The sequence below is a fragment of the Curtobacterium sp. MCJR17_020 genome, assembly GCF_003234365.2.
Classification (GTDB): Bacteria; Actinomycetota; Actinomycetes; order Actinomycetales; family Microbacteriaceae; genus Curtobacterium.
Window position 1 is genome coordinate 3,068,354 of the sequence record NZ_CP126260.1, and the last position, 16,609, is coordinate 3,084,962.

Annotated in this window: 14 protein-coding genes and 1 tRNA gene; 6 read left to right on the forward strand and 9 right to left on the reverse strand. The window is 71.6% G+C overall.

What is annotated here, in order from left to right:
* Positions 1 to 88: 88 nt before the first annotated feature.
* Entirely contained in the window at positions 89 to 1,285 is a 1,197-nt protein-coding gene (locus tag DEJ14_RS14530) for an MFS transporter (RefSeq protein ID WP_111084651.1), read from the forward strand.
* A gap of 59 nt (positions 1,286 to 1,344) precedes the next feature.
* Here DEJ14_RS14530 and DEJ14_RS14535 read toward each other — a convergent pair.
* From DEJ14_RS14535 to DEJ14_RS14550, 4 genes are all read right to left on the reverse strand, one after another.
* A tRNA-Ser gene (locus tag DEJ14_RS14535) sits at positions 1,345 to 1,433 on the reverse strand.
* Between the two features lie 405 nt (positions 1,434 to 1,838).
* Entirely contained in the window at positions 1,839 to 3,155 is a 1,317-nt protein-coding gene (locus tag DEJ14_RS14540; protein ID WP_111084652.1) for an LCP family protein, read from the reverse strand.
* A gap of 169 nt (positions 3,156 to 3,324) precedes the next feature.
* A complete protein-coding gene (locus DEJ14_RS14545) occupies positions 3,325 to 4,005 on the reverse strand; it encodes a GntR family transcriptional regulator (protein ID WP_146249707.1) in 681 nt (226 codons plus the stop codon).
* A 170-nt stretch (positions 4,006 to 4,175) separates the two neighbouring features.
* Positions 4,176 to 5,630, reverse strand: a complete 1,455-nt coding sequence (locus DEJ14_RS14550; protein ID WP_349775258.1) for an MFS transporter — start codon at positions 5,628 to 5,630, stop codon at positions 4,176 to 4,178.
* A 203-nt stretch (positions 5,631 to 5,833) separates the two neighbouring features.
* Here DEJ14_RS14550 and DEJ14_RS14555 point away from each other — a divergent pair, with 203 nt between their 5' ends.
* Together DEJ14_RS14555 and DEJ14_RS14560 are read left to right on the forward strand one after the other, a co-directional pair.
* A complete protein-coding gene (locus tag DEJ14_RS14555) occupies positions 5,834 to 7,219 on the forward strand; it encodes a MoxR family ATPase (RefSeq protein ID WP_111084654.1) in 1,386 nt (461 codons plus the stop codon).
* Positions 7,212 to 9,212 (forward strand): vWA domain-containing protein, encoded by a 2,001-nt coding sequence (locus DEJ14_RS14560; RefSeq protein ID WP_111084655.1) that lies wholly within the window; start codon positions 7,212 to 7,214, stop codon positions 9,210 to 9,212. Before DEJ14_RS14555 ends, DEJ14_RS14560 begins: the two co-directional genes overlap by 8 nt.
* A gap of 339 nt (positions 9,213 to 9,551) precedes the next feature.
* Here DEJ14_RS14560 and DEJ14_RS14565 read toward each other — a convergent pair whose 3' ends face one another.
* From DEJ14_RS14565 to DEJ14_RS14585, 5 genes are read right to left on the reverse strand one after another with little or no spacing between them, the layout of a single operon-like run.
* Positions 9,552 to 10,310: an SCO1664 family protein gene (locus DEJ14_RS14565; protein WP_111084656.1), complete on the reverse strand. Its 759-nt coding sequence runs from the start codon at positions 10,308 to 10,310 to the stop codon at positions 9,552 to 9,554.
* Positions 10,307 to 10,834 carry a DUF3090 domain-containing protein gene (locus DEJ14_RS14570; RefSeq protein ID WP_111084657.1) on the reverse strand — a complete coding sequence of 176 codons (528 nt, stop codon included), beginning with the start codon at positions 10,832 to 10,834 and terminating at the stop codon, positions 10,307 to 10,309. Before DEJ14_RS14570 ends, DEJ14_RS14565 begins: the two co-directional genes overlap by 4 nt.
* Before the next feature lie 33 nt (positions 10,835 to 10,867).
* Entirely contained in the window at positions 10,868 to 11,590 is a 723-nt protein-coding gene (locus tag DEJ14_RS14575; RefSeq protein ID WP_111084658.1) for an MSMEG_4193 family putative phosphomutase, read from the reverse strand.
* A gap of 10 nt (positions 11,591 to 11,600) precedes the next feature.
* Positions 11,601 to 12,302: an ABC transporter ATP-binding protein gene (locus DEJ14_RS14580; protein ID WP_111084659.1), complete on the reverse strand. Its 702-nt coding sequence runs from the start codon at positions 12,300 to 12,302 to the stop codon at positions 11,601 to 11,603.
* Positions 12,299 to 13,417: an ABC transporter permease gene (locus DEJ14_RS14585; RefSeq protein WP_111084660.1), complete on the reverse strand. Its 1,119-nt coding sequence runs from the start codon at positions 13,415 to 13,417 to the stop codon at positions 12,299 to 12,301. The genes DEJ14_RS14580 and DEJ14_RS14585 overlap by 4 nt, the downstream gene beginning before the upstream one ends.
* Positions 13,418 to 13,567: 150 nt before the next feature.
* Between DEJ14_RS14585 and DEJ14_RS14590 the strand changes: the two genes are divergently transcribed.
* From DEJ14_RS14590 to DEJ14_RS14600, 3 genes are read left to right on the forward strand one after another with little or no spacing between them, the layout of a single operon-like run.
* Positions 13,568 to 14,737 (forward strand): sensor histidine kinase, encoded by a 1,170-nt coding sequence (locus DEJ14_RS14590; RefSeq protein WP_111084661.1) that lies wholly within the window; start codon positions 13,568 to 13,570, stop codon positions 14,735 to 14,737.
* On the forward strand, positions 14,734 to 15,354 hold the full coding sequence (locus DEJ14_RS14595; protein WP_111084662.1) for a response regulator: 621 nt from the start codon (positions 14,734 to 14,736) through the stop codon (positions 15,352 to 15,354). The genes DEJ14_RS14590 and DEJ14_RS14595 overlap by 4 nt, the downstream gene beginning before the upstream one ends.
* A gap of 46 nt (positions 15,355 to 15,400) precedes the next feature.
* Positions 15,401 to 16,606 carry an MFS transporter gene (locus tag DEJ14_RS14600; protein WP_111084663.1) on the forward strand — a complete coding sequence of 402 codons (1,206 nt, stop codon included), beginning with the start codon at positions 15,401 to 15,403 and terminating at the stop codon, positions 16,604 to 16,606.
* The last annotated feature ends 3 nt before the right edge of the window (positions 16,607 to 16,609 follow it).

The window sequence follows — 16,609 nt, forward strand, 5'->3', positions numbered from 1 at the left end:
GATACCCCGCGTGTGCAACTATCGATACCGCGCGTCTGCAACAACCAGCGTACGCGGCACTGCGCCACCGCACAACGGAAGGAACCCCATGCCCGCGGGACTCATCGCCCTCGCACTCGGCGGCTTCGGCATCGGACTGACCGAGTTCGTCATCACCGGCCTGCTGCCCGAGGTGGCCGCCGACTACGGCGTCACCGAGACCACGGCCGGCTGGCTCGTCACCGGGTACGCACTCGCCGTCATCGTCGGCGCCCTCGGCCTGACCGCAGCCACCACCCGGCTCCCCCGCAAGCCCGTCCTGCTCGGACTGCTCGTGCTGTTCATCGTCGGCAACACGCTGTCGGCGATCGCACCGACCTACGAGGTGATGATGTCCGGACGCGTCATCGCGGCGCTCTGCCACGGAGCGTTCTTCGGCATCGGCTCCGTCGTGGCCGCGAACATGGTCGAGCGTTCCAAGCGCGCGTCGGCGGTCGCCCTGATGTTCACGGGACTGACGGCGTCGAACGTGCTCGGGGTGCCGTTCGGCACGTTCCTCGGCCAAGCGCTCGGCTGGCGTTCGACCTTCTGGGCCATCGTCGCCATCGGCGTCGTCGCCCTGGTCGGCGTCCTCGTGCTCGTCCCCGCCGTCCGCCAGGTCGAGACGCCGTCACTGTCCCGCGAGCTCGGCGCCTTCCGCTCCGGCCAGGTGTGGCTGTCGCTCGGCATGACCGTGCTCGGCTACGGCGGGATGTTCGGGGCGTTCACCTACATCGCGTACACGCTGACTTCGGTGTCCGGCTTCCCGTCCTCGGCGGTGCCGTGGCTGCTCGTCGTGTTCGGCGTCGGGCTGTTCGTCGGGAACTTCGTCGGCGGCAAGCTCGCCGCACGCTCGATCGACCGGACCCTGCTCGTCGTGCTCGTCGCCCTCACCGTGGTGCTCGGGCTGTTCGCCCTCGTCGCGACCTCGCCCGTGCTGACCGTCATCGCCCTCGTGCTGATGGGCGCCTTCGGGTTCGCGACCGTGCCGGCCCTGCAGACGCGCGTGATGCAGTACGCGGACCACGCGCCGACCCTGGCGAGCGGGGCGAACATCGCCGCGTTCAACCTCGGGAACGCGCTCGGTGCCTGGATCGGTGGGCTCACCATCACCGCCGGCCTCGGCTACACGTCGCCGATCTGGGCGGGCGCCGGGATCACTCTGGCCGCCGTGGGCCTGACGCTCGTCGCGATGGGTGCCGTGCGGCGTGGGCGTTCGCGCGGGGCCGGCGAGCTGACCTCGACAGGGAGCGTCGCGACGGCCTGACGAGACCACTCCGGAGACGACGAAACCCCGGTCCGATCGGACCGGGGTTTCGTGGAGTGCGGAGACGGAGGGATTTGAACCCTCGGTCCCCTAGAGGGGACTCCACCTTAGCAGGGTGGTGCACTCGGCCGGACTATGCGACGTCTCCAAGCACTCTCGCGAGCGCTTCGACCACCATACAGGAGGACCTGGCCACTCTCGACCCGACCGCACCCCCGCGCGTGGCACGGTCGCAGAACGCGGGTCCCCCGAAGTGGGGACACCTCGGGGTTGTCCCGACGTACCCCGGTGAATAGCATCATCGAGACGCGGCGATCACATTCCGGGGCTCGTCCCCGTAGTCGCGACACAGCACCGACGTCGCTCTCCGAGCCGGGCCCGGCGCGCCCGGTTGCCTGGCGCCCGCTCGGGGAGCGGCCCCTCTCCGGCCGTCCGGGTTCCCGAGACTCGGGCTGAACGCCCCGAGACTCGGGCTGAACGACGGAACTCGGGGCGCGGCGCCCGAGAAACGTCGCCTACTCCGAGTCTCGGACTCAGAGCCGGAGCCCCCCGGTCAGTAGCCGAACGCCTTGGAGCAGGTCTCCTGGTCGGCGGACTGCCCCTCGAGCCCGTCGATGGTCTCCGGCGTCGCGGATGCCGTCGGAGCAGCGGCGGCCGGCGACGACGGCGCGGCAGCCGCGGGTGAGGACGCCGGAGCCGACGGCGCAGCAGCCGCGGGCGACGAGGCAACAGCGGACGGCGCCGCCGCGTTCGTCTCGGACCCGATCCCCGTGCTGTCCTCCCCCAGGGAGAACGACTGGTCCGCCTTGATCTTCGCGAACAGCCGGTCGGCCAGGTACGTCGTCGGCTGGACCTTGCCCTCGTAGACCCCGGTTCCGCCGGTCGTGCCCGGGTACTGCACGAAGTTCACCTGCGACAGCGGGAGGTCCTGCAGCGCCCGACCCATCTGCACCATCGTCCCGATGTCGTTCAGGCTCTCGGACAGCTGCATGTTCGACGCCGCGGCGCGGGCCAGCTTGTACAGGGTGGTCGGCGAGGTGAGGGTGTCGTTCGACTTCACGGTCCGGAGCAGCGACGACAGGAACACCTGCTGGCTCGAGATCCGCCCGAGGTCGGAACCATCGCCGACGCCGTGCCGGGTCCGGAGGAACGCGAGGGCTTCGTCGCCCTGCAGCGTCGAGGTGCCGGCGGGCAGGTCGAGCCCGGTGTAGGGGTCCTCGATCGGCTGCGCCACGCAGACCGGCACACCACCGATCGCGTTCGACATCTCGATGACGCCGTTGAACGAGACCGCGGCCGAGTACTGGATGTCCAGGCCGGTGAGCCCCTGCACGGTCTGGGTCACGCAGTTCAGCCCGCCGTCGCTGAACGAGGTGTTGATCGGCTGCGCGGCCATGGCTGATGCGGTGCCGGAGCCGTCGGTCTTCTTGCACGCGGGGATCGGGGTGACGAGGTCGCGCGGGATGCTCACCGCGGTCGCGTTGGTGTGGTCGGCCGATACGTGGAGCAGGATGTTGACGTCGTTGAGGGTGGCGTCGCGCTCCCCGAACTCCGCGGACTGGTCCGGGTCGTTGTCCGTCCCGACGACGAGCATGTTGAAGCCACCCTTGTACGCGCTGAGCGACGGGGCCTTGGTGCCGTTCGACCGCGGCGCGGGCTGTCCCTCGATCTGCACGCCGTCACCGAGGTCGTCGGTCACCTGCTTCGCGGCGATCGCGGCGACGGAGGCGGTGCTGACGAGCGCGACTACGGCCACGCTCGCGACCAGCGCAGCGACGGTCCGGAAGGGTCCGGACCGTCGGAGACGTCCGTGCCGTGCGATCCCGACGGCTCGGTTGAGGCGATGGGAGCGATCGCGGACGTCGTTCACGGGCTCTCCTGTCGTCGGTGGACGCGCCGGGTGGCAACCGGTCAAGGCTGCCACGGAGATCCCTGGCGATCCAGTGCGGACGTCGTCGGAGCGAACCCACCGATCCGCCGTCGACCCCCGGATCCGCGGGGCTCGATGCCGACCTGTACGAACCCGCAGCCGGAGCGGTTCAGGAGGCCACGGCCACCCGGAACCGGTCCGGCAGGGCGATGAGCGCCGCCGCGAGCTCGAGCAGCACCACGGCGCAGTCGTCGAGCGCGTCGCGCTCCGCTGCCCGCACGGCCTGGTCGACGAGGTCGAGTCGCCGCGTCCGGTCGACCACGGCGTCGATCCCGTTGGCGAGGGCCACGTCATCGGTGAAGAAGGTGTCGAGCACGGTGCGTTGCGACAGCATCCAGTCGGCGCTGACCGAGGCGCCGCTCCGGCGGAGGAACCACGCGGCGAGTTCGACGAAGGCCCCGGCCTCGGTCCAGCACTCGCGGAGCCAGGCCGGATCGAAGCGGTCGTCGTCGCCCGTGCCGCTCACCGGCGGGTCGACGACCAGGGCCCGTGCGATGCGCAGGCGCTCGGTCATCTGCCCGACGGTCCAGTGTGTGATCACCACGCCGACGTACCGCTGCACGGTGACGAGCTGATGGGACTCGAGGGAGACGAGGGCTTCGCGCACCGGCGTGCGGGAGACCCGCATGTCCTCGGCGATGGTGTCGAGGCGCAGGCGCTGCCCGCGGCGGTACTCGCCGCGCAGCACGTTGTCGAGCAAGCGGAGGAAGACCGCGTCGCGCAGCAGACTGCGCCGGAGGCCGTGGGGATCGCGGTCGCCCCGGCCGACACGCATCGGTGACTGCTCCATCGCGCCAGCCTCACGCACGGCGGTCGCCCTGGACGGCCGCACCGGCACCGTCGTGGATCGTCCTGGTGGGTGTCGCGCTGTGGAGGAGTGCCATGCCAGCACGCTGACACCCCGACGGCGGCCGCGCTAAACACTCTGAATACGGAATGTTGCATGGCTACCGTCGCTGTTCAGCGCCGCTGCTGCTCCGCGTCCCCGGTGAGGACGGACAGTGGCTGGGTGACGTCCTCGAGCCCCTTCCGCGCGGCATCGACCCCGAAGACCAGGGCTATCACCCCACCGCCGATCATCACCGCGGACCCGAGCAGGTACCCCCAGAAGAGCGGCTCCCGCGACGACCCGTCGCCGATGAAGGCACCGTAGATCAGCGGTGCGACCGCACCGAAGACCTGCGCGAGGGCGAAGAAGTACGAGATCGCCTGCGACCGCAGCTCGAGGGGGAAGATCTCGCTCACCGTCAGGTACGCGCTCGAGGCGCCTGCGGAGGCGAAGAAGAACGACACGCACCAGAAGGCCACCTGCACCGTTGCCGAGATCGCGTCGGCACGGAACAGGAACGCCGAGGTGGCCAGGACGAGCCCGGACACCAGGTACGTCAGGAAGATCATCTGCCGACGGCCCCACGTGTCGAAGAACCGACCGAGGATGATCGGTCCGAGCAGGTTCCCGATCGCGAACGGGAAGAAGTAGATCGACGTCTGCGCGGTCTTCAGGCCGAAGAAGTTCGTCAGGACGAGCGCGTAGGTGAAGAAGATCGCGTTGTAGAGGAACGCCTGCGTGATCATCATCGACGCCCCGACCAGGGTGCGCGTCGGGTACTGCTTGAGCAGCACGCGCGCGATGGTCAGGAACCCGACGCGGTCGGTCGGCGTGACGGTCATGGCCTTCGACTCGTCGACGTCCGGCAGCCGCTTGCCGGTGGACTTCTCGACCGCCTCTTCGATCTGGGTGACGGTCGCTTCGGCCTCTTCCTCGCGCCCGTGGGTCATGAGCCAGCGCGGACTCTCGGGGATGTGCCGCCGCAGGAAGATGATCGCGATGCCGAGCACCGGGCCGAGGAAGAAGCCGATGCGCCAGCCGATGCTCTCCGAGAAGTTGGCCGTGTCGAGCAGGTAGATGTTCGCGAACGCACCGAGCGCGGCGCCGCCCCAGTAGGTGCCGTTGATGGCGATGTCGACGTGACCGCGGTACTTCGCCGGGATCAGTTCGTCGATCGCCGAGTTGATCGCCGCGTACTCGCCGCCGATGCCGAGGCCGGCGACGAACCGGAACGCGGCCAGGAACCAGAAGTCCTGGGCGAGACCGGCGACGCCCGAGCCGATCAGGTAGATCGCGAGCGTCAGGATGAAGAGCTTGCGCCGTCCGAGCCGGTCGGACATGCGTCCGAACACCAGCGCTCCGACCACCTGGCCGACCAGGTAGATGGTGCCGAGGGAGGTCACCTGTTGCGTCGACAGGTCCAGATCGGCCTGGAAGCCCGCGTTGGAGACGATCTGGATCTCCAGACCGTCCAGGATCCAGGAGACCCCGAGTCCGACGACGACACTCCAGTGGAACCGTGTCCACGGCAGTCTGTCCATCCTGGCGGGGACCAGGCTCTTGATCGCCCCGTTCGTGCTGCTCACGAGAGGGGAACCTACGCCGAGATCGGCGAGATGGTTCACATTCGGTACGACGGGGCCGGCTCGGAGCCGGATCCCCCTATCGAATCCGGCTCCGATGCCGGAGCCCCAATCATTGCGGTGGCTATGGAAACCCACAAGCGGACGGGAGGCGCGCTGCCAGCTGGCACCGCGCCTCCCGTCCGCAACGGCGTAACGTCCAGAACGTGACCCGACCCGACATCCGCACGGTCGGCGAGCTCCGCACTTCTGGCCACGTCCAGAAGACGGTCCGCGCCGAGATCCGCGACAACCTGCTCACCGCGCTGCGCGCGGGAGACGACCCCTGGCCCGGCCTGCACGGCTTCGAGACGACCGTGATCCCGCAACTCGAACGTGCCCTGATCGCCGGACACGACGTCGTCCTGCTCGGCGAGCGCGGCCAGGGCAAGACCCGCCTGCTCCGCACCCTGCAGGGCCTGCTCGACGAGTGGACCCCGGTGATCACCGGCTCCGAGCTCGGCGAGCACCCCTACGAGCCCATCACCACCGCGAGCGCCCGCCGAGCCGAAGACCTCGGTGACGCCCTGCCGATCTCGTGGCGGCACCGCGACGACCGCTACGTCGAGAAGCTCGCGACGCCGGACACGAGCGTCGCCGACCTGATCGGCGACGTCGACCCGATGAAGGTCGCCGAAGGACGCAGCCTGGGCGACCCGGAGACCATCCACTTCGGACTCGTCCCCCGGGGCCACCGCGGCATCGTCGCGATCAACGAGCTGCCCGACCTGGCCGAACGCATCCAGGTCGCGATGCTCAACGTGATGGAGGAACGCGACGTCCAGATCCGTGGCTACGTGCTCCGACTCCCCCTCGACGTGCTCGTGGTGGCCAGCGCGAACCCGGAGGACTACACGAACCGTGGCCGGATCATCACGCCGCTGAAGGACCGCTTCGGCGCGGAGATCCGCACCCACTACCCGATCGAACTCGAGGACGAGATCGCGGTCATCCGGCAGGAGGCGCAGCTCACCGCCGAGGTGCCGGACGCGATCGTCGAGATCCTCGCCCGCTTCACCCGTGCCCTGCGCGGTTCGAGCGCGGTCGACCAGCGCAGCGGTGTCAGCGCCCGGTTCGCGATCGCCGGCGCCGAGACGGTCGCCGCGGCGGCCGTGCACCGTGCAGCACGCCAGGGCGAGCCGGAGGCCGTCGCGCGACCGATCGACCTCGAGACGGCGGTCGACGTGCTCGGCGGCAAGATCGAGTTCGAGAACGGCGAAGAGGACCGCGCGGACGAGGTCCTCGAGCACCTGCTGCGGACCGCCACGGCCGAGACGGTGCGCGCCCGGTTCCGCGGGCTCGACTTCGGGGTGCTCGTCGAGGCGCTCGACGGCGGGACGATGGTGACGACGGGCGAACAGGTCGGCGCACGAGCGTTCCTCGAGGGGCTGCCGTCGATCGGCGAGTCCGACCTGTACGACCAGGTCTGCGAACGCCTCGGTGCCACGAACGACGGCGAGCGCGCGGGTGCGATCGAACTCGCGCTCGAGGGGCTCTTCCTCGCCCGCCGCATCAGCAAGGAGTCCGGCGGGGGCGAAGCCGTCTATGGCTAGGCAGAACCGACGACTGACGCGGGACACCCGGTACGGGGCGTACACCGACGGACCGGATCCGCTCGCCCCGCCCGCCGACCTCGCCGAAGCGCTCGACGCCATCGGGCAGGACGTGATGGCCGGCACCTCACCGGAGCGTGCCATGCGGGAGTTCCTGCGCCGAGGCGGCCGGACGCAGCGCGGACTCGACGACCTCGCGCGCAAGGTCGCGGAACGGCGCCGCGAACTCACCGCGAAGAACAACCTCGACGGCACCCTGCAGCAGGTCCGCGAACTGCTCGACCAGGCGCTCCGCGTCGAACGCGGCGAACTCGCCCGCAACGTCGAGCTCGACGACGGCGACCGCGCCCTGGCCGAGGTGCAGCTCGACAGCCTGTCCCCGTCGCCGGCCGCCGCGGTGCAGGAGCTCGGCGGGTACGACTGGACGAGCCGCGAGGCCCGGCAGAAGTACGACGAGATCAAGGACCTGCTCGGTCGCGAGGTGCTCGACCAGCGCTTCGCGGGCATGAAGCAGGCGCTCGAGGGTGCCACGGACGAGGACCGTGCGGCGGTCAGCGCGATGATGCAGGACCTCAACGCCCTGCTCGAGGCGCACGCCCGCGGCGAGGACACCCAGCAACAGTTCGACGACTTCATGGCGCAGCACGGGCAGTACTTCCCGTCGAGCCCCGCGAACGTCGACGAGCTGCTCGACGACCTCGCGGCACGGGCCGCCGCCGCCCAGCGCATGCGGAACTCGATGACCGAGGAGCAGCGCGACGAACTCGACGCCCTCGCCCAGCAGGCCTTCGGCTCCCCCGACCTGATGGGGCAGCTGTCCCAGCTCGACGGCAACCTGCGGTCCCTGAGGCCCGGCGAGGACTGGGGCGGATCCGAGCGCATGGAGGGCGACCAGGGGCTCGGGCTCGGCGACGGCACCGGGGTCTTCCAGGACATCGCCGACCTCGACGCCCTCGCTGACCAACTCGCCCAGTCCGGACCCGGCTCCGAGCTCGACGACCTGGACCTCGACGCCCTGACCCGGCAGCTCGGCGCCGAGGCCGCCGTGGACGCCAGGACCCTGCAGCAGCTCGAGAAGGCCCTGCGGAACTCCGGGGCGATGCGCCGCGGAGCGGACGGGCAGCTCCGGCTCACCCCGAAGGCCATGCGGCAGCTCGGCAAGAGCCTGCTCCGTGACGTCGCCGAGCGGATGTCCGGCCGACAGGGTGCCCGCGACATCCGGCAGTCCGGCGCGGCCGGCGAGCCCTCGGGCGCGACCCGGCAGTGGGCGTACGGCGACACCGAGCCGTGGGACGTCACCCGGTCGATCACGAACGCGCTGACCCGGACCGCGGCCGACGGGCGGGTGGGCCCGGGCGTCCGCCTGACCATCGACGACGTCGAGGTGCAGGAGACCGAGTCCCGCACACAGGCCTGCGTGGCGCTGCTCGTCGACACGTCGTTCTCGATGGCGATGGAGGACCGCTGGGTGCCGATGAAGCGCACGGCCCTGGCGCTGCACACGCTCGTCTCGACGCGGTTCCGCGGCGACGACCTGCAACTGATCGCGTTCGGACGCGAGGCCGAGGTCGTCGACATCGAGCAGCTCGTGGGTCTCGACGCGATGTGGGACAAGGGCACGAACCTGCACCACGCGCTGCTCCTCGCCAACCGGCACTTCCGGAAGCACCCGACCGCCCAACCCGTGCTGCTCATCGTCACCGACGGGGAACCGACGTCGCACCTCGAGCCGAACGGACAGGTGTGGTTCGACTACCCACCGGACCCCGTGACGATCGCACTGACCGTTCGGGAGCTCGAGAACGCCGGTCGTCTCGGCGCCCAGACGACGTTCTTCCGCCTCGGCGACGACCCGGGGCTGGCACGGTTCATCGACGCGATGGCGAAGCGGGTGGACGGCTCGGTCGTGGCTCCGGAGAACGACGACCTCGGCGTCGCCGTCGTGGGGTCCTACCTGGGGTCGCGCCGCGGCGGGCAGTCGTTGTTCGACTAGTCGCCGGGTCGATCCCGACAGGGGCTGTTGCGCGGGGTCCCACGGTCGTATGCTGAGCGCCACCACAGTTGCCCCGGACCCCGGCCGCCGTGATCGTTCTTCCCGCGCCGACCTCGTCGGCGTGCCGGAAGCGGTCGGCCGAGTGCACCTGATCCGTTCTCGACCGGTCGACTCCCGCGGGGTCCCGGCGTGCAACGGCGCACGCCACCGGACGCCACGGGTCTCCGCGTCCACGGATCACGGACGCGGACCGGTCGGTGGGGTCCGGACCCGACGGGCCCCACCGTCCCGGACCGGATTCGCCACGGCAGGCCGGGCCGCCGGCTCACGACGGGTGCGTCAGAACAACGGCCACGGCACCGCGGGGCCGTGGCCCGGCGGCGGCGGGAAGATACCGACGGCCCGCAGCGCCGCACACCGCGCGCGCACCGTGTCGACCTCTTCCGGCGTCAGGTGTTCGGCGAGTTCGTCGCCCAGGGCACCGCGGAGCGCTTCCGACACCCGGTCGAGCCCCTCGAGTTCGTCCGGCCCGAGCGGCTCGCCGATCCACCCCCACAGCACCGTGCGGAGCTTGTGCTCGACGTGGAAGGCCAGCCCGTGGTCGACACCGAACCGGTGTCCGTCGGGCATCGCCAGCACGTGGCCGCCCTTGCGGTCGGCGTTGTTCACGACGACGTCGAAGACGGCCATGCGGCGCAATGCCTCGGAGTCCTCGTGCACGAGCGTCACCGGCTGGTCGTGCTCGTCGATCGCCTCGAGCACGGGCAGCCACGGTGAACCGTCCGCCTCGGCGGTCTCGGGGGTGACCAGGTCGACGGGGTCCTGGTCGGGGTCGACGGTCTGCCAGCGCTGCACCATGCCGGGGCCGAACGGGCCGTCACCGAGCCATGTCGGAGGCACGATGCCCCAGCCGAACGCCTCGGACACCAGGTGCGCCGCGACCTCTCGGCCGGCGAGCGTGCCGTCCGGGAAGTCCCAGAGCGGGCGTTCCCCCTCGATCGGCTTGTAGACGACCGCCTCGCCGTCCAGCTCGGCCAGGAACGTCGCGTTCGAGGCCTCACGGATCCGCGCCGTGATGCTCAGTGAGCCGTCGCTCATGCGTCGCCGGGCGGACGGCCAGCGGCGACGATCTCGCGGGTGCGCTCGACGAACGCGCGTGCGGTGCCGACCGGGATCTTGACCTGGAAGAGCTCGTCGGGTTCGGGGATCTCGACCACCGCCTCGATCTCGAGGCCGTCCTCGCTCTCCTCGGACACGATCTCGACGTCGTCGTCGATCGGGTACGCCTCGATGACCACCTGCGCCGTCGACGGGTCGAAGCCCAGGCTCAGGGCACCGGCACGGAACTCGGGCTCCACCGGCTGGTCGAGCGGCTCGGGGTCGCGGAGTTCCGCGGGAGCGGTGTCCGGCACGCTGAAGCGGTTCGCCTCAACCGTGGCGACCTCGTCCAGCAGCTCGTCGATCTTCTCGGCGAGCACGGCGGTCTGCTCCTTCTCGAGGGTGACACTGGTGACACGCTTGCCGGAGCGGGCCTGCAGGTAGAAGGTGCGCTCGCCCGGACGGCCGATGGTGCCGACGACGAGGCGGTCCGGCCAGTCGAAGCCGTGGACGATGGAGGGCATACCCGCATTGTAGGAGTGCGGGCCTGCGCCCGTTCAGGGTCTGGCAGGGCCTGCCTCGGACGGGGCCTCCGGATGTCCGGCCCCGCCGCCGACCGCTGCGTCCCCGCCGGGCGCAGGAGCGGTCGCGAGCCACGACAGATCGCCGGACTCGGTGTTCGTCGCGACCACCTCGGGCCGGTGCTCGCCGTACCGCACGACCGACACCGACGCCGGCCCGACGCCGATGCGCTGGAACAGGTCGAGGTGCATGCCGAACGCGTCGGCCAGGACGGACTTGATGATGTCGCCGTGGCTCACCGCGACCCAGACCGCTCCGGGCCCGTGTTCCGCCTCGACCTCGGCGTCGATGCGCCGGACGGCCGACACCGCCCGGGACTGCATGGTCTGCATGGACTCGCCGCCGGGGAACACCACGGCGCTCGGGTTCGCCTGCACCGTCCGCCAGAGCGGCTCCTTCGCCAGGTCGGCGAGCTTCCGCCCCTGCCATTCGCCGTAGTCCGCCTCGGTGATCGCCCGCTCGATGGCCGACGCGGGGTCGCCCGGCTGTCGCTCCAGGATCGCCCGGGCCGTCTGCCGGCACCGCTCGAGCGGACTCGATACGACGGCGACGACCGGCACGGCAGCGATGCGCTCCGCGGTGCGGTCGGCCTGCTTCCGGCCGACGGCGTCGAGTCGCACGCCGGCGGTGCGTCCGGCGAGCACGCCCGTGGCGTTCGCGGTGGTGCGTCCGTGTCGGACGAGGAGGACGGTCGCCATGTGCCCGATCCTAGGCGGCGATCACCGGCGCCCCGGCCAGCCGACCGTCCACCACCGTGACGAGTTCGTCGAGGGTCCCGCGGTGCACGAGGTCGTGGGTGACCAGCATCGTCGCGGTGTCCCGCTCGCGTGTCAGTCGTGCGATGAGCTCCATGATCGCCGCGCCGCGCTCCTGGTCCAGCGCACTCGTCGGTTCGTCCACGAGCAGGACGTCCGGTTCGTGCACGAGTGCCCGGGCGATCGCGACGCGCTGCCGCTGCCCGCCGGACAGCTGCGCCGGCCGCTTGTCCAGGTGGTCGGACAGCCCCACCGCGTCCAGCAGGTCGTCGGCCCGGTCCCGGAGCCCTCCCGCGCGACGACCTCCGGCGGGGTGCCGGCCACCGAGATGCGCCATCACGAGCACCTGCTCCCGTGCGGTCAGCGACGGCAGCAGGTTCGACTGCTGGAACACGATCCCGATGTGCGCACGCCGCAGGGCGGTGGCTTCGTCCCGGGACAGCGCGGCCGCGTCGACGTCGCCGATGAGCACCCGACCGGAGTCCGGCCGGATGAGCGTCGCGGCGACGGCGAGCAGCGACGACTTGCCCGATCCGGAGGGGCCGGTGATGCCGGTCACGACGCCCGGCCGGGCGACGACGGACACGTGGTCGACCGCGGTGATCCGCCGGTCGCCGTCGGGGAAGGTCAGGGTGACGTCGTCGAGGGTGATCATCGGTTGCTCCCGAGTGCGGTGAGGGGGTCGGCGGAGGTGACGGTACGGAGCGCGACGGCGGCGCCGGCGAGTCCGAGGACGGCCATCGCGGCGGCCGGCACGACCGTGGTGACCGGGCTGAGCAGGAACGGCAGTGCACCGCCGGCGAGCGCGCCGAGTCCGACGACGGCCAGCATCCCGACGCCGATCCCCAGGACGAGCACGACGAGCGCCTGTCCGAGCGCATCGCGGACGAGTGATCCGGTGCTCGCGCCGAGGGCCTTGAGCACGGCGACGTCGCCGGCTCGCTGCATTGTCCAGACCGTGAAGAACGCCCCGACGACGAGCGCGGACACCCCGAAGAGCATGACGATCATCAGGCCGAGCGACCCGATCTCGGACCGGAAGGTCTCGAGGGCGGTCAGCGACGCGAGTGGCGACGCGGCGGACGTGCCGGTGGACGCTCCGACGGCGTCCCAGTCCGGGCTGCCGCTGACGGCCAGGACGGTCGGCGCGCCGTCGCCGCCGAGCCGCCGGTCGGCCGCGGCCCACGCCTCCGGGGTCATGGCGAGCACCGGCGTGTGGCTGTACCAGGCGTCACCGCCGACGACGGCGACGCGGTAGTCCGTCCCGGTGACGGTGATGCGGTCGCCGACCTGCACGCCGAGGTCGGCCGCAGCACCCGACGACAGCCCGACCTGGTCGTCGCGACCGGGGGCGAGATCGGTGACGGGGGTCGACCGTGCTCCCGTCGGCAGCCCGACCAGCGCGACGCCGACGGCCGCGCCCGACGCCGCAGCGCCCGACCCCGCAGCGCCGGACCCCGCGCCAGGTGCCGTCGCCCGGCCCTGGACGATGCCCACCGGCACCACGTCGTCGACCCCGGGGGCCGCCTGCCAGCCGTCCACGGCCCGCTGCCCGATGGTGGAGTCGCCGAACGACGGCTGCCCGGTGGACGGCTGCTGCAGGACCAGGCGGTCGCCGGGCAGGTCGAGCACCGCGGAGACGTTCTGCGACGCGAGCCCGCCGGTGAGCCCGGCGAGGAACCCGACGAGCAGGGTGATGAGTGCCACGACGGAGCCGATGAGGACGAACCGGCCACGGGCGAACCGGAGATCGCGCCAAGCGACGAACACGGGGTTCCCTTCCCTGGTCACGGACCTTCCGCGACCACGACTCCCAGCCTCGCCGCGGCATTCCCACCCGGCATCGCCGGAGGGTTCGGTCCTCCGATCGAACTTTCGGTTGATCCCCGCAGGCCGGTGCCTCCGTACGCTGGGGAGCACATGGCGCACAGCACCCTCACCCCGGTCTTCGTCGGTCTGCGGACCGGCCTGCACGTGCTGTCGGCCGCGCTGCTCACCCTGGTCGTCGTGCGGGTCCTCGTGGACGGTGGCCCCGGCACGTGGGTGCGGTTTGCCCTGGCTGCGGTGTTCGCGGGCGTGTACCTGCTCAGGGCGGTCGTGGCGCGCGGCGACGGCCGCCGTCGGACGGTCGCCGGTGCGGTCTGGCTCATCGCCCTGACCCTCGTCTGGATCGCCCTGCTCGTCGGCGTCCCCGAGGCCGCCTACCTCGTCTTCCCGCTCTTCTTCCTGTACCTGCACGTCCTGCCGCGCATCGTCGGACCGGTGGCCGTCATCGCTGCGACCCTCGTCGCCGTCGTCGCCCTCGGACTGCACGGCGGCTTCACCGTCGGTGGTGTGGTCGGTCCGCTCGTCGGAGCGGGTGTCGCACTGCTCATCGGACTGGGGTACCGGGCGCTCGCGCGCGAGGCAGTCGAACGCGAGGCCCTGGTCGCCGAGCTCCTCGCCACGCGCGACCGGTTGGCCGTCACCGAACGCGAGCAAGGCGTCCTCGCCGAGCGGGCCCGGTTGGCCCGTGAGATCCACGACACGGTCGCGCAGGGGTTGTCGAGCATCCAGATGCTGCTGCACGCGGCCGAGCGCGCGGACGGGGAGCGTCCGGGGACGGAGCACATCCGGCTCGCCCGTGAGACCGCTGCCGAGGGCCTCGCCGACACCCGCCGGTTCATCCGCGAACTCGCACCACCGGCGCTCGAACGCGGACTCGGAGCAGCTCTGGAACGGTTGGCCGGCTCCCAGTGGTCGCGCGACGGCCTCGACGTCACGGTCGACGTCGCGGAGGCCGCGTTGCCGATGGACGTCCAGACCGCGCTGCTCCGCATCGCCCAGGGCGCCGTCGCCAACGTGGTGCAGCACGCCGCGGCCACCCACGTCCGACTGTCACTCACCGTGGACGGTCAGGAGGCCCGGCTCACCATCGCGGACGACGGCGTCGGTTTCGACCCGGTCGCCGTCCACGACCGGTCGGGCACGACCGACTCGTTCGGGTTGCGTGCCACCGAAGAGCGCGTCGAGCAGTTCGGCGGCCGGCTCGAGATCGACTCGGCTCCTGGCCGCGGGACGACGCTCGTCGCGACCCTGGAGGTCCGGTGATCCGCATCCTCATCGCCGACGACCACCCGGTGGTCCGCGCCGGGCTCCGAGCACTCCTCGACGGCACGGACGGCATCGTCGTCGCGGGTGAGGCGTCCACACCAGACGAGGCCGTGGACCTCGCCGCCCGGCTCTCGCCGGAACTCGTCCTCATGGACCTGCAGTTCGGGCAGGACCTCACCGGGGCGGACGCGACGCGACGGATCCGCGCGCTCGACGCCGCGCCCTACGTGCTCGTGCTGACGAACTACGACTCCGACGGGGACATCCTCGGTGCGGTCGAGGCCGGCGCGAGCGGGTACCTGCTCAAGGACGCACCCCCGCACGACCTCGTCGCGGCCGTCCGCGCCGCCGCGTCCGGTCAGAGCGCCCTCGCGCCGACGATCGCGGGTCGGCTCATGGCGCGGATGCGCGCCCCGTCGGTGAGCCTGTCGGCGCGGGAGCTCGAGGTGCTGCGCCTCGTCGCCGAGGGGGCGTCGAACGGCGCCGTCGCCGCGCGCCTGCACATCAGCGACGCCACCGTGAAGTCGCACCTGGTGCACGTGTTCTCGAAGCTCGGGGTGTCCTCGCGCACGGCCGCGGTCTCCGAGGCCCGCGCCCTCGGCATGCTCCGCTGACGACCGCACCCTTGACGGGCTGTCGGCGGACCGCTCAGATGGTCACATGACCCGGCACCCTCGAGGGGCCCTGTTCGCCACGTCGACGATGACCGGCTTCGGCATCGCCACGTGGGTGACCAGGACGCCCGCCATCCGCGACGAACTCGGGGCGTCGATCGAGGCGATGGGGCTCGTGCTCCTCGGGCTGTCGATCGGGTCGATGATCGGGATCCTCGGTGCCGGTGCGCTCGTCCGACGGCTCGGGACACGACCGTTGATCCTGCTCGGTGGTGCACTGCCCGTCGTCGGGATGGTCCTCGTCGCCCTGCTCGCCCCGGCGCAGGCGCCGGCGGGTGTCTGGGCGGGGCTGTTCCTGATCGGGTTCGGGTCCGGGGTCGCCGAGATCGGGCTCAACGTCGAGGCCGCCGCGGTCGAACGGCGCATCGGCCGCCCGGTGGTGCCCGTGCTGCACGCCTGCTTCAGCCTGGGGACCGTCGTCGGCGGGGTCGTCGGCATCGCGATGACGGCTGCCCGGACACCGGTGGTCGTGCACCTGCTGGTGGGGGCTGCGGTGATGGCGGCACTCGCGGCGTTCGCTGCCCTCAACCTGCAGCCCCTCCCGCGTGCCGGAGTGCAGACGGAGGGAGCCGACACCGCAGACGCCGCCGGCGCGTCTCGCGTCACCACGGCGACCCGCCGCTCCGTCATCACCGTGCAGCTCGCCCTCATCGCGGTGATCACGCTCGCGATGGCCTTCGCCGAGGGTGCCGCCAGCGACTGGCTCCCGCTCCTGATGACGACCGACCACGACGCTCCGGAAGCGGTCGGCTCGCTGGTCTTCACCGGGTTCGCGCTCGCCATGCTCATCGGTCGATCGGCCGGTACCCCGCTCGTCACGCGGCTCGGGCGGGGCCCGGTCGTCCGGCTCTGCGCCGCGGTCGGCGGGATCGGGGTCCTGCTCGTGGTGGTCTCGCCGAGTCCGGTCGTCACGGCGATCGCCGCGGCCGTCTGGGGACTCGGCATCGCCCTCGGGTTCCCGCTCGCGATCTCGGCAGCGGGTGACCACCCGACCGACGGGGACCGCCGCGTGTCGGTCGTGGCCACCGCCGGCTACATCGCGTTCCTGGTCGGACCACCCCTGCTCGGCTTCGTCGGCGAGCACCTCGGGCTGCAGGCGGCGATGCTGGTGCCCCTCGTGCTGCTCGTCGCCGCCTTCGTCGTCGCGCCCGCCGCCCGTGACGCCGACCTGCGGCGGACCGTCCCCACCTGATCC